The 14,538-nt window shown below is 36.2% G+C and carries 11 protein-coding genes; 1 reads left to right on the top strand and 10 read right to left on the bottom strand.

All coding sequences use genetic code 11. The features are described from left to right. Positions 1-106 precede the first annotated feature (106 nt). The 6 genes from C0430_RS03305 to C0430_RS03280 all read right to left on the bottom strand — a co-directional run bounded on the left by C0430_RS03305 (position 107) and on the right by C0430_RS03280 (position 9,374). Positions 107-613, bottom strand: coding sequence for a hypothetical protein (locus C0430_RS03305; protein WP_290865451.1), 507 nt, complete (start codon positions 611-613; stop codon positions 107-109). A gap of 28 nt (positions 614-641) precedes the next feature. Further along, positions 642-1,760, bottom strand: coding sequence for a VIT1/CCC1 transporter family protein (locus tag C0430_RS03300; RefSeq protein WP_290865449.1), 1,119 nt, complete (start codon positions 1,758-1,760; stop codon positions 642-644). Between the two features lie 11 nt (positions 1,761-1,771). Beyond that, positions 1,772-2,890, bottom strand: coding sequence for an efflux RND transporter periplasmic adaptor subunit (locus C0430_RS03295; protein WP_290865447.1), 1,119 nt, complete (start codon positions 2,888-2,890; stop codon positions 1,772-1,774). A gap of 10 nt (positions 2,891-2,900) precedes the next feature. Then, complete coding sequence (locus C0430_RS03290) at positions 2,901-7,250, bottom strand: CusA/CzcA family heavy metal efflux RND transporter (RefSeq protein ID WP_290865445.1); 4,350 nt, start codon at positions 7,248-7,250, stop codon at positions 2,901-2,903. Positions 7,251-7,325: 75 nt separating this feature from the next. After that, entirely contained in the window at positions 7,326-8,705 is a 1,380-nt protein-coding gene (locus tag C0430_RS03285) for a HAMP domain-containing sensor histidine kinase (RefSeq protein ID WP_290865443.1), read from the bottom strand. 6 nt (positions 8,706-8,711) lie between these two features. Further along, positions 8,712-9,374 (bottom strand): response regulator transcription factor, encoded by a 663-nt coding sequence (locus C0430_RS03280; RefSeq protein WP_290865441.1) that lies wholly within the window; start codon positions 9,372-9,374, stop codon positions 8,712-8,714. A 297-nt stretch (positions 9,375-9,671) separates the two neighbouring features. Here C0430_RS03280 and C0430_RS03275 point away from each other — a divergent pair, with 297 nt between their 5' ends. Then, on the top strand, positions 9,672-10,403 hold the full coding sequence (locus tag C0430_RS03275; protein WP_290865439.1) for a YoaK family protein: 732 nt from the start codon (positions 9,672-9,674) through the stop codon (positions 10,401-10,403). A 2-nt stretch (positions 10,404-10,405) separates the two neighbouring features. Here the strand turns inward: C0430_RS03275 and C0430_RS03270 are convergent, their stop codons facing one another. From C0430_RS03270 to C0430_RS03255, 4 genes are all read right to left on the bottom strand, one after another. Continuing rightward, positions 10,406-12,433 carry a hypothetical protein gene (locus C0430_RS03270; RefSeq protein ID WP_290865437.1) on the bottom strand — a complete coding sequence of 676 codons (2,028 nt, stop codon included), beginning with the start codon at positions 12,431-12,433 and terminating at the stop codon, positions 10,406-10,408. A 64-nt stretch (positions 12,434-12,497) separates the two neighbouring features. Further along, positions 12,498-13,244 carry a 3-oxoacyl-[acyl-carrier-protein] reductase gene (gene fabG, locus C0430_RS03265; RefSeq protein ID WP_290865435.1) on the bottom strand — a complete coding sequence of 249 codons (747 nt, stop codon included), beginning with the start codon at positions 13,242-13,244 and terminating at the stop codon, positions 12,498-12,500. Positions 13,245-13,357: 113 nt separating this feature from the next. Further along, complete coding sequence (locus C0430_RS03260) at positions 13,358-13,786, bottom strand: hypothetical protein (protein WP_290865433.1); 429 nt, start codon at positions 13,784-13,786, stop codon at positions 13,358-13,360. A 74-nt stretch (positions 13,787-13,860) separates the two neighbouring features. Further along, on the bottom strand, positions 13,861-14,538 hold a 678-nt coding region (locus tag C0430_RS03255), incomplete at its 5' end, for a succinate--CoA ligase subunit alpha (RefSeq protein ID WP_290865431.1).

The raw sequence follows: 14,538 nt of genomic DNA, 5'->3' as shown, positions 1-14,538 counted from the left end.
TTTGAATATTTTTGGATAAAAAAACCCAAAACAAGTATTAGCAAATATTGAAATTCATAATACCAGTTTTGGGTTTAACCAATTGATTTTTAATAAAAATTAAAAATCAATCGTTGTCTTCTCCTTGTTCACCTGTAGCGGCATTTTGCTCTGCACCCGATGTTTGCACGGCAGTTGACCTAATTTCCGTGTGACGAATTTCACCGCCTGTAGTTCCTGTTTGTTGGGCAAAAAATACGCCAACGAACGCCACAACAACGGTTAGATAAGAAACCAATTTCGCTTTGGAATTATTTTTATAATTCAAAAACAAACCTCCAAGAGAAATTACTCCCAAAACATATAAAACAACAGCCAATTTCTCGGCCATTTCTTCGTGTTCGTGGATAATTTGTTTGCCTACAGAAGGCATATCTTCAACCAATTCTTCTGCTCCTTCGCCAGTTCCCATACTAAATGCGGCAAAAATCGCTGCAACAACAAATAAAAAATAAGCGGTATTTTTTACCGAATTATTTTTTAAAATTATTCCCGTAATCAAAATTCCTAACCCTAAAATCGTCCCGATAATAGGAAAATGGTTTACTACCATGTGCAAATGTGCGTCGTTCATAATATTTATTTATAGTTAAAATTTCAATTTATCCGGCCAATGAAACACCTATCAATGTTCCTATTCCATAAGTCACCGCTGCTGCCGCCAATCCGAAAGCCACTTGACGCATTCCTGAAAACAAAATACTTTTTCCCGTCAATAAAGTGATGGCTGCGCCAATGCCAAAAAGTCCCACAACACTGCTCGCAATACTCAAATAAATGGCATTTTTTCCGTCCAAAATCATAAAAGGATACAACGGAATAATCGCTCCAATGGCAAACAGGATGAAAGAAGCAATCGCGGCTTCCCAGGCGGAACCTCCCAATTCTTCTTTGTCGATTCCCAATTCTTCGGTAATTATCGCATCAATTGCGGTATCGGGATTCTCGAATGCTTTTTCGGCTAATTTTTGTGCTTCAACAGCATTCATTCCTTTGGCTTGGTACAACAAGACCAATTCTTTTTTCTCTTCCTCTGGCGAAGCTGCCAATTCTTCGGTTTCTAAATCAATCTGTCTTTGGTTCAATTCTCGGGAACTTTGTACCGAAAGCCATTCGCCCAAAGCCATCGAAATGGCTCCAGCCATGAGACCCGCAATTCCGGTCAATAAAATAGTATCATTCGAAACTGCCGCTCCGGCAACTCCCATAACCAAACTCATGTTGGAAACCAGTCCGTCATTCGAACCCAAAACAGCCGCTCGCAACGCATTTCCTCCAACGGATTTATGGCGACTTTCGAATTTGGACAACAATCCTCCCGAAACATTCAATGCCGCGTTATTGTTGACCGCTTCAATGATATTGAGGTGATTGTGTTCGAAACCGTTAGGCTTCTCCCCTTTTTCGATTTTGTTTTTGATGGCGTTTACGGCAAATTGTTTTTCCACATTCGACAAACTGCTAATGATGGAACTATATCCAAAAAGTTTCCCTAATTTCAATTGAAATTTAGCTCTGGAAGAGGGCAAAGGCATACCATAATTGGGGCTAATTTCCCTGACTTTGTCGAACATGTGTTTGGCATGTCCCTTTTCAATTTTGGCTAAACCTTGTAAAACACGAGCCAAATTTTCATCCGATTGAATTTTGGCTATACTTTCGTATAAAAATGCCGTATCAACTTCGGTTTGCAATTGTCCTTTTAGTTTATTTAAATCCATAATTGTAAGTTTTAATTCGCCAAATCAAAAACGCCTTTAACCAGTATTTTTGAGGAAGCATTAACTTGGTTGTCGGGTATGATTTCAACCTCATTTTCAGACTTTTCACCCACGGTTACTGCCACTTTTTTGAAGGAATAAGTATTGTTTTTATTATTGTCCAATAAAAGTACGAAATTTTTGTTATTATCTGAAATCAAGGCATCTATAGGAATGGACAAACCTTTTTTCGAATTGATCTTGATCTTGGCTTCCACAAACATTCCCGTGAGTAATTTTTGCTTGATGTTATCGTCCAAATGTCCGTGAACATTGATGGTTCTGTCATTTCCTTCAATTGATTTTCCAACCAGATGTACTTCGGCATCAAAGACTTCTTTGGTGGCTTCCGGCACGGTAAAACTAATTTTTTGACCCATTTTAACCTTTAAAATATCTTTTTCAAAAACTGCTAATTCTAGGTGCAAATGATTCGTATCAACGATTTCCAAAATCACGTCCGAGGGCGCAACAGGCATTCCAACATTGGCATTCATAATGACAATATCTCCCGTAATTGGGGCATAAATGGTAACAATCGAAGTCAATTTCCCCTTCTCCACATTACTTGGATTGATGTTTAACAGCAATAATTTAGACCTCAAACTTTGATACATTCCTAGGGTTCTTTTGTAATCGCTTTCGGCTTTGAAGTAATTCTTTTGGGAGGTAATTTTCTCGTCGTAAAGTGTTTTCTGTCTTTCGAATTCCGATTTCAAGTATTTAATTTGTTCGGCAACTTCAAGATAATCCTTTTGAATATCAAGGTATTCCGTGTTTTCTAAAGTTAAAAGCGCTTGACCTTTAGTCACTTTATCGCCAACCAAAAGTTTAGTCGATTTTACATATCCTCCAATAAACGAAGTCACTTGAGCCCGGTTTTGAGGAGGAACGTCAATTTTTCCGGAAGTGTTTATGGTCACATCAAAATCCTGTTCAACGGGACTTGCAATTTCCATTCCCGACGATTGAAACTGGGCTTCCGTAACCGTAATTAAGCCGTTATCTTTCTCTGTTGGTTCTTCTGTTTTAGCGTCTTTACAAGAAAACAAAAGCGAAGTTATGATGAGGGTGCATATGATTTTTTTCATTGGTAACATATTAAAAATTAAGATATTGTAAATCTAATTGGGTTTTATTGAATTGCAATACATTGTCCAAATAATCGACTTGAATGGCTGTTGCGTTTTCCAAGCTTTGAATGTATTGAAAGAAGTCTATTTCTCCTTGTTTGTAGCTTCTATTCCCTACTTTGATGATTTCTTCCGACAGTTTTTTTCCGTATTGATTGTAATAATTGATGGCTTCCTGGTATTTGGCCAATTCATTTATTTTTTGGCTGATGTATTTATCAATTTTTTGCTCTTCGTTTTGCTTTTGTTGTTCCCAAGATTGCAATTCCAATTGGGCTACTTTCGACTTGGCTTTGTTGCCAAAATAGAACAAAGGAATTCCAACTCCAACCTGAAAACCATACAAGGATTGCGATAATCCACTATTTTTTCCTTGGAAATAATCCAGGTTTAAATCGGGCAACCAATGCTGTTTTTGCAAACTAATTTGGTTTTTATAATTTTTGGTAACACTTTCCAAATAAGAAGAATACAACAATTTACTTTCTTCATTAGTTACTTTAAAAATTGGTTCGATTTGATTGTTGTTTATCACGATTTTTTCTTCAGATTGAACCAAGGATTGCAAGATTTCATATTGTGCTTTTTTGTCGTTTTCTAGCTGCGAAAGCGTGGTACTTATCTTTCTGAATTTGGCTTGAGCCGTAATCTTTTCGAGATAATTAGTTTCTCCCAATTCGAATTTTCTGTCGCTGGCTTTGGAAAAATTTTGGTACAAACTGTCTAAATAGCGATACAATTTTTCCTGATTTTGCAAATACACGATATAATGATAAGCATTGGAAACACTAAAAGTCAATTTGTTTTTCTGAATTTCAAAACTGGTTTTTTCTTTCTCGTATTCAGCAATATTGACATTTTTTTGAGCACCATAAACAGTTGGAAAAGCAAAACGCTGTTGGATTCCAAAAACCTTTAAGGGTTGGTTATTTACCGCCAAATTATTTTGGTCATAGCTGTAATAAATATTGGTTTTATCAAAAGAATACGCATTATTGATGTTCGCTTTTGTTTTATCGACTTGCAATTGTGCCGCTTTTAATCCGTTGCTATTTTCCAAGGCTTTGGCAATCAAACCATTTAATTCGCTATCATTGGAAACCGAGTTTGTATTTTGAGAAAAAGCAAAAGAAGAAAACAACAACCCAAAAAGTAGGTAAGTTTTGTTCTTGTGAATTTTGAATTTGGCTTTCCTGAATTCTTTTTTATCAAAAACTTTATACAAAATAGGCAAAACGACCATTGTCAAGATTGTTGCGGTAAACAACCCGCCGATAACCACCGTTGCCAACGGACGTTGCACCTCTGCTCCTGCCGACGAAGAAATAGCCATAGGCAAAAATCCCAATGCGGCTGCCGCGGCAGTCAAAATTACAGGACGCAATCTATCCGTGGTTCCTTTCAAAATTAATTCGTCCATATCTTCCATTCCGCTGTGTTTTAATTCTTTAAAATGTTCTATAAGTACAATCCCGTTGAGCACCGCGATTCCGAAAAGCGCAATAAAACCAACACCTGCCGAGATACTGAAAGGCAAATCGCGCAACCATAAAAACAGTACGCCTCCCACTGCCGAAAGTGGAATGGCAGAATACACCATCAAGGCTTCTTTAATGCTGCCAAAGGCAAAATACAACAAAACAAAAATCAAGAACAAGGCAATTGGAACAGCAATGGCCAATCGTGCTTTGGCACTTTGAAGGTTTTCAAATTGTCCACCATAACTTACCGTGTAGCCCACAGGCAGTTTAATTTTGTTTTCCACAATGTTTTGAATATCAAGAACAACGCTTTGCAAATCTCGGTTTCTAACGTTGATTCCTACCACAATTCTGCGATTGGTGTTGTCTCTCGAAATTTTTGCTGGCCCTTCCGTGTATTCGATGCTGGCCAATTCACTCAATGGAATTTGTTGTCCATTGGGAACCGAAACGTACAAATTTCGCAAATCTTCAATGTCTCTGCGATTGGTTTTGTCCAATCGAATGACCATATCAAAGCGTTTTTCGCCTTGGAAAACATTTCCAACCGTTTTTCCGGCAAAACCAAGGGCTATCATTTCATTCAAATCGGCAATATTCAAGCCATAACGAGCAATTTTGGAACGATCATAAGCCACAGCCATTTGTGGCAAGCCTTCCGTTTTTTCGATAATGACATCCGATGCACCTTCAATATTTTCAATGGCTGCTTTGATTTCTTTGGCTTTTTGTGCCAAAACATTCAAATCTTCACCAAAAATCTTCACGGCCACATCTGAACGCGTTCCCGATATTAATTCGTTGAAACGCATTTCTATGGGTTGTGTAAACTCGATATCCATATTGGGAATTTGTTTCTCGATGGCTGCTTTTATTTTATCGGCCAATTCGTCTTTGCTGGAAGCAGAAACCCATTCAGATTTTGGTTTCAACTTAACGATAATATCGCTTTCCTCCATACTCATTGGGTCCGTTGGCACTTCGGCAGCACCAATTCTGCTCACCACTTGTTCTACTTCTGGAAAGTTTTTGAGGATAATTTTTTCAATTTTTGTTGTGGTACCAATAGTTTTTGAAAGCGATGTTCCCGTTTTTAAAACCGGTTGAATCACAAAATCGCCTTCATCCAATGTAGGAATAAACTCTCCTCCCATCGTTGTAAACAAGGCCATTGCCATAAATAATAATCCTACCGCAGCATACATCACTTTTTTGGTATTGGCCAAAGCCCAAGTGATTACGGGTAAATACCAAGATTGCATTATATGGATTAATCTATTGGATATCGATTTTGGATTTTCTTCCGCTGGTTTTAAAAATAATGAGGAAATAACAGGAACATAAGTGAAACAAAACAGCATCGCTCCCACCAAGGCAAAACTAAAAGTCATCGCCATTGGTTTAAACATTTTGCCTTCAATACCGGTCAATGAAAGTATTGGAATAAAAACAATCAGAATAATCATCTGTCCAAAAATGGCTGAATTCATCATTTTTGAAGCGCTTTTATACGTAATTTGGTCAATTTCTATTTGGCGGTCTTCTTTTGTCAAAATCTCCAAACCTTTTGATTTGTGTGCAATTTGAAAGGCAATAAACTCGACTATAATTACGGCTCCGTCAATGATAATCCCAAAATCGATGGCGCCCAAACTCATCAAGTTGGCATCGATTCCAAAAACATTCATCAATGAAATGGCAAAAAGCAAACACAACGGAATTACTGAAGCGACCACCAAACCCGAACGCCAATTGCCCAACAATAAAACCACGACAAAAATCACGATCAAGCAGCCTAGAATCAAGTTTTCGGCTACGGTAAAAGTGGTTTTTCCCACCAATTCACTTCGTTCCAAAAAGCCGTTGATGTAAACGCCTTGTGGTAAACGTTTTTGAATTTCGGCAACCCTGTTTTTCACGTCATTAATCACTTGTTTGGAGTTTCCTCCTTTGAGCATCATCACTTGTCCCAATACTTTTTCGCCTTCGCCATTGCCAGTTATGGCTCCAAAACGATTGGCATTTCCATAGCGAACTTGTGCCACATTTTTAACATAAACGGGTAAACCATTCGTGTTTTTGACCACAATATTCTCGATATCTTGAATGGATTTTACCTTTCCTTCGGCACGAATGAAATAGCTTTGATTTGTTTTTTCGATGTAAGCACCACCGGCAATACTGTTGTTTTTTTCCAAAGCATTGAACACGTCCAATGTCGTGATGTTCATTGCTTTTAAACTGGAAGGAACAATCGCGATTTCATATTGTTTGAGATAGCCACCCCAAGTATTTATCTCTACAACGCCTTTGATACCGGACAGTTGTCGTTTCACCACCCAATCCTGCATCGTTCTTAAATCGGTGACGGAATATTGGGATTTGAATTCGGGTTTTACTTCCAGTGTATATTGGTAAATCTCGCCCAAACCGGTTGTTATTGGTCCCATTTCGGGAGTTCCAAAGCCTTGAGGAATTTTTTCGGAAGCAGTTTTGATTTTCTCGGCAATAAGTTGTCTTGGAAGATAAGTTCCCAAATCATCATCAAACACTATTGTCACCACTGAAAGTCCGAATTTTGAAATGGAACGAATCTCTTTGACCCCAGGCAAATTGGCCATTTCAATTTCGACAGGATAGGTGATGAATTGTTCAATATCTTGCGTGGAAAGATTGCGGGAAGTCGTGATGACCTGAACTTGGTTATTGGTCACGTCAGGAACAGCACCAATGGAAATTTGGGTAATGGAAAAAAGTCCAAACCCAATGACCAATAGAGTGAACAGTAAAATAATTAGTTTGTTCCGTAAGCTAAATGCGATTATTTTCTCGAGCATATTTTCCTATATTTTTATAATACAAAGGTATTTAGAAATATAAAATGAAATACTTAAGAACGCCTTAAGATATGCTTATTGGAAACTTAAAAACACCGTGGTTCCAATGTTTTCTTTGCTCGTGATTTTTATGTCAATGTGCAGTAAAGCACAGAGTCGCTTCACGATGGACAAGCCCAATCCACTTCCTTTAATTCCGGTAAGTTCTATTGTTTTTGAGCGGTAGAATTGGTTGAATATTTTTTGCAAATCTTCGGCTGGTATTCCTATTCCCGAATCGATTATGAGGCATTCAATATTTTTATTTTCATCGGTTAGGACAATATTCAAATTGGCATTTTCATTGGAATATTTTAAGGCATTTGAAACCAAATTATTAATAATGATGGATAATAAATAAGCATCATTTTCCACATAATATTCTTTGGTAAAATCTGTTATAATTTGAATTTTTTTAGCTTGAATACTACTAGAATAGCGCGAAATAGTGTCTAAAATTATGGCATTCAAACATACTTTTTCAATTTTCAAACTTTTATTTTGGTTTTCAAATCGGGCCAACAAAAGCAACTGGTCGACCAAATGGTTCAAGCGATTGACTTCGGAGACGCAAAAATTGATTTTTTCCTGATATTCATCTTGATTTCTTGGTTTCCGAATCAAAACTTCCAGCGTTCCCTTGATAACCGTTAGCGGAGTTCTCAATTCGTGAGAGGCATCGGAAGTAAATTGTTTTTCTCTTTCGATAGTATTTTCAATTCTATCCAGTAAGTTATTTATGGTTTGGGAAAGTGTGTAAAGCTCGTCCCGATTTTGAGGCAATGGAATTCGGGATTTTAAATTGTCTTTTGTAATGATATTTGATGTTTTTATAATGGAATTTATGGGTTTAATACTCCTTCCTGCAATTAATCTTGCGATTACAAAAAGCACTAATAAAATTAATGGATAAGAAAAAATTAAAATTTGAAATAAATTATGAAGTACCATTTTAGCATCTTCCAATGACATTGCGACCAACAAATAGCCTTTCTTGACATCATTTTGAAATATGGGCACTTGAATCTGTCTAATGGATTTGTTGACTAATTTGGTGTCAAAAAATTCATTATCACCAATATTTCGATTAAAATTTAAAGTATATATTTTTAGGTTTGGAGATTTTTCGGCAAGATGTCCTTTTTCATCATAGAATTGTATAAAAACTGGATTTACGGCAACGGAATTATGTTCGCGCTCCCTCCATTCGTCATCGTGAATCAGGCCAATATGATTTTCTTTGATTTCAACTTCAGTCAAATGTTTGTTCACTTCACTCTTGATGTCATCGTTTATATGGCTATAAACACTGATTTTCACGATGGAATATATAGAAAAAAACACCACGGAAATCAATAATCCTGTAGTGATAATATAGTAAAACGCTATTCTATTTTTAAAAGAAAATGGTCGCATATTTAATTAATCATTGGCAATATATCCTACTCCTCGAATGGTTCGTATATAATTTTCTTCAATTTTCAAGTTGAGTTTCTTGCGAATGGCATTCATGAAAACATCAATAACTCCGGTATCATAATCAAAATGAATGTCCCAAACATCCTCTATTATTTGTGTTCTTGAACATACTTTCCCTTTGTTTCGAACCAAATAACACAGCAATTCGAATTCGCGTTGGGTCAGGCTGACTTCGTTTCCTTCGACAATGACAAGATGCTTTGCAACATAAATTTCGATGGCACCCAGTTTTAATATTTCTGGCTCCGTTTGATTTCTGAAATGAATTTTGATGCGTTCCAATAATTCATCAAAGCTAAAAGGTTTTTTAATGTAATCATTGGCGCCTGCTTTTAGACCTTCAATGGTTTCTTGCACCGTATCCCTGGCGGTCAAGAAAATAATTGGAGTAATTTTATCTTTAATTCTTATGGATTTGCAAACATCAAGACCGTTCATTTTGGGCAACATCCAATCCAGGAGAATTAAATCAAAATTTTCTTTTTGAGTCAATTCAAATGCCATTAAACCATCACTGGCAGTACTGATTTCATATCCTTCTTCCTCCAATCCTTGTTGGAGAAATTGAACAATTCCAGCTTCATCTTCTACAATTAATATTTTCATTTTTGTGGCAATATGTATTTAAATAAAGTAGGGCAATTTAGTCTTGAACCTTCATTCTTCTATCCTGTTTGGACTATAATAATTGTAAAAATAGAACATAAATCTTCATTTTGAATTGTAAAATCATGTTATTTAAGTCAATATTAAGTTTGAGATTTTATGGAGGATTAAAATTTAAACTGTGTGGATTTTTTTAAATTAATAAAAAGTTTAGCCAAAAATAAAGTAATTTTGTACAAATCAAACAACTCATATTCAGGTTTTATTCATGACTTGAATTCGTGAAATAAAAACATTATGTTTCGTCACAAGGGAAAAAACAGGACTTTTGCACATGATTTGAGATTGGCAACTTTGCTGTCATTTGTTGCAGGATTAGTCAATATAACGGGAGTTTTGGCATTAAAAACGCTGACAACAAACGTAACGGGTCATTTTGCTTTTTTTGCCGAAGAGATTATGAGGCACGATTATGCCACAGCTTTTACCTTTTTTATATTTACCATTTTCTTTTTAATGGGTTCCTTTATTTCGAGTTTTTTGGAAGAATTGGTAGCCCAAAAAAATTCCGAATTTTCACATATAATTCCTATCACGTTAGAAATGTTAATTTTAATAGGTGTCGGTTTTTTAGGATATCAATCCAGTATTTTCACCTTTGAAGGAAAATTAACTGCCTTTTTTATGCTTTTGGCAATGGGAATCCAAAATTCATTGGTAACCAATATTTCAAAATCAACTGTTCGAACAACTCATTTAACGGGCTTGTTTACCGATTTGGGAATAGAATTATCCCAGTTGTTTTTTTACAAAAAACCCGAAGAAGTAAAAAAATTAAAAACCAGCATATTCTTGCGATTATCCATCATCACCTTCTTTTTTATAGGCTGTTTTTCTGGAGGAATCATTTACCAATTTCTGGAAATAAAAACTCTTTTTATCGCCGCTTTTTGCCTTTTGATTGCGCAATGGTATGATTTTTTGCGCTTAAAATTTCATTTGATCAAAAGAAAAACGTTTCATAAATAAATTTACAACATTCCATTGTATTTTCTCGTAAACCATTCTGCAGCAAGCGAAAAGGCAATCAGAATTAGCAACCAAACCCAATCTATCAAAGGAGTTTTGGCAACAATTTCTTTCTGGATGGCTTTGTAATTTTCATTTTTCAAAAGTGTTTTGATTAATCCATCAACCTGGTTTGGATAATGCACTTTGCCTTGAGTTTGCATGGCCAATTGGTTTAATTTTTCCACATCTGGATTTACAAATTGCTTTTCAATGTCAAAATCCAGGATTTCAAAATGACTCGAATAAATTGTTTTTGAATTTAATTCCTTTACCGAAAAATTGTAAGTACCTGCTGAAAGCCCGTCAAGATTGACTTTGTAGAAATTATTGCTTTTTAATAAATCGTAGTTTTTGGTTTGATTCGTTTTGGCATTGGTCACAGAAATGGTCAAACGTGCCTTTTCATCAAATTCGTAGTTTTTGTTAAAAAACTGTGTCGAAATTTCAATTGCCTCTCCCGAATTATAGAAACTTTCGTGATTGACCACCAATGATTTCTTGGCATCATTTGTTGTCAAAAATTGGATGATTTTATCCACGAAAACATCAAATTTTTCAAAAGATTGATTGTCGACCTGACTTTGCATTCTCCATTTCCAAAGATTTTCTCCCAACAAAAAGGCCGAGCGTTTTCCTTGATTTTCGGCGAAAGCCAACAATGGCGAATTGGTTTCAATATTTCGAATTTTTGAAGAAAGCAAAGTCGAAACACTTCCTTTTATGGTTACCGTTCCAAAAGCATTTTGCAATGGCGGAAAATTTTCGAAACCCAAATTATCAATCGCAAAGAGGTTGAAGCGCGAATTGAATTCGGCCAAATACTCTTCATTTTGACCGCTCATTTTAAAAACCAAATTGGATTGTTGTTGGTTCAAAAAATTAAAATCGGTGTTGGTTCCCGTGATAATAAAAGTATTGATTCCGGCTAATTTATTGTTCTCAAAAACCGACTTGAATTCTGTTGTTGGTTGGTATAAAATTAAAATTGAATGCCCTTGTAATGACTTGATATCATTTGGTTTAACTATTGTTACTTTTCGTTGTGCATTAGCTTCGACGGCTCGTTTCAAAGCTCCAACATCCGGATGGTTTATTGCCGAAACAATCGCCACATTTGTCTTTTGGTCGATGATTTCAACGACAAAATTCTTTGCATTATTGTACGTGTTTTTCTCTTTTTCATTGAAAGAAATCGTGGCTTTAAAAACTTGAAATCCCACTTTATCGGCGGGCAGCAAAACGTTTACAATTGCCGCTTTTTTGGATGGAGAAAACGAAACGCTTTGTTTAACCAAAATAGAATTTCCTTGTGAAATACTAAAATCGGCAACTAATTTTTTGTTTCCTGAATATTGCAAAAACACTTCCACAGGAAATTTATTCTTGTGAAAAGCATATTTATTGAAGTTCAATTGGTTTATCTTCAAATCCAAAAACTTGGTGGTGTCACCAACCACCAAAGGGTAAACTGGATTATTTGCATCAAAACTATAAACATAATCATTCCCCGAAGTTTGGTTTCCGTCGGTAATCAAAATAGTTGGAAAAAAGACATTTCCATAAATGCTTTTCAGGTTTTTGGCAACTTCATCTAGATTCGTTTGGTTTCCTTTAAAATCAAATTCAGCTGATTGTTGCAACTGGCTGTCAAATTGATAGGATTGCATATCAAATTTCTCTTGCAATTCTTTGTTTTGGGACAGTTTTTGGTATATTTCCAAAACAAGTTCTTTGGCTTTTAAATCAACAATAGAACTCGAATTATCGACAACAATTGGCAAAGGCACTTTGATAGTTTCCAATGTTTTCCGGGTTATTATTGGATTAATCAACAACAACAAAACCCCAAAAATGGATACAAAACGTAAAAAAGCCAAAACCAAGTTGATTTTCGACTTGGTTTTGGCTTTGTAATAATATTGAAAAAACGACAAACCGCCCGCTATTAGTAAAGAAAGTAATAATAATAGAATCGTGTTTGTTGTCATCGTTTTTTAGTGTTCAATATTCAGTGTTCAGTGTTCAGCTGATTACTGAAAACTGCCAACTCTTTTAGGTAAGCATTCCTCCGCAAACATTCAATACTTGTCCGGTAACATAAGCACTCATGTCTGAAGCCAAGAAAAGACAAGCATTGGCAACATCTTCAGTCGTTCCGCCACGTTTCAAAGGAATTCCTTCTCTCCATCCTTTTACTACATCTTCACTCAATTTGGCCGTCATTTCAGTTTCGATAAATCCAGGAGCGATGGCGTTGCAACGAATATTTCGAGAACCTAATTCTAACGCCACAGATTTTGTAAACCCAATAGCACCCGCTTTTGAAGCTGCATAATTGGTTTGTCCTGCATTTCCAGAAACTCCCACAACGGAACTAATATTGATGATGGAACCCGCGCGTTGTTTCAAGAATGTTTTTTGAATGGCTTTGGTCATATTAAAAACGGATTTCAAATTCACGTTGATAACTTGGTCAAAATCAGCTTCAGACATGCGCATTAGCAAATTGTCTTTGGTAATTCCAGCGTTGTTTATTAAAATATCAACAGTTCCAAATTCGGCCAAAACAGCATCCACAAAAGTTTGGGCTTCGTTGAAATCGGCAGCATTCGATTGGTATCCTTTGGCTTTTATGCCCATTGCGTTCAATTCATTTTCCAATGCCAAAGCAGATTCGACAGATGAGCTATAGGTAAATGCCACATTGGCACCGTTTTTAGCAAAAACTTCGGCGATTCCTTTTCCAATTCCGCGACTTGCGCCTGTTATTATGGCTACTTTTCCTTCGAGTAATTTCATATCTAAGCTATATGTTTATTTATTATTGTGTTTCAAATATAAGAATAATGTAGTGAGTGCCAAAAAAAATGCCCTACGAATATGTGGGCATTTGTATTTTGGTATAAATTGTACTAAAAAGCCACATTCCATCTTGGCAACTTCGCGTTTTCATCCAAGAAATTTTGTAGAATTTGTCCTTCCAGGAAAGTTGGAATTACTTTATTCTTGTCGTTGAAAGTTTCGTACCAATATACTTCCAATCTTTCGATGTTTTCCAATTTCATTTGCGCTGGCCAAGAATATTTTCTTCCTGTTTTGGCAAATTGGTGTCCGTTCACGATTTTGTCAAACAAACCACCGTTTTTGCTTTTTAGGGTTCCGTCATTTTGTATTGTTCCTGTAGAACCTACCATAATCAATTCTTTTTCTTCGCCATCAACAGCATAAACAAGGAAAATTCCGCTTCCTGTTTCTGTTGCGTTGCACACTTCCTCTAAACTATCGTCAGTTGAAAAACTAAACTGATTTTTGACTTTGAATTTTTTTAATTCTTTATACATTTTATTTTCTATTATTATTAAATAAAATACCCCACGAAAACCGTGAGGTATTAGATTTTATTGTGTGTTTTAGATTATCCCAAAACTTCTTTTACTTTTTTTCCAATTTCAGCAGGAGAATCAACCACGAAAATTCCACACTCTCTCATGATGCGTTTTTTGGCTTCAGCAGTGTCATCAGCTCCACCAACAATTGCACCTGCATGTCCCATTGTTCTTCCTTTTGGAGCAGTTTCTCCAGCAATGAATCCAATAACTGGTTTGCGGTTTCCATCGGCTTTAATCCATTTGGCAGCATCAGCTTCTAGTTGACCTCCAATTTCACCAATCATCACGATACATTCCGTTTCTGGATCGTTCATGAATAATTCGATGGCCTCTTTTGTGGTTGTTCCAATGATTGGATCTCCACCAATACCAATGGCAGTGGTGATTCCCAATCCTTGTTTTACTACTTGGTCAGCAGCTTCATAAGTCAAAGTTCCTGATTTAGAAACAATTCCTACTGTTCCTTTTTTGAAAACAAAACCTGGCATGATACCAACTTTTGCTTCACCTGGTGTAATTACCCCCGGACAGTTTGGACCTACTAATCTACAGTCTCTATTTTTAATATAATTATTTGCTTTAATCATGTCAGCCACAGGAATTCCTTCTGTGATGGCGATAATCACTTTGATACCAGCATCGGCAGCTTCCATAATTGCATCAGCAGCAAAAGCCGGCGGCACAAAAATAATGGTTGTATCAGC

It is taken from the genome of Flavobacterium sp., assembly GCF_013823965.1.
In the GTDB taxonomy this organism is placed as follows: domain Bacteria; phylum Bacteroidota; class Bacteroidia; order Flavobacteriales; family Flavobacteriaceae; genus Flavobacterium.
This window is presented reverse-complemented; position numbering and strand designations above follow the sequence as displayed.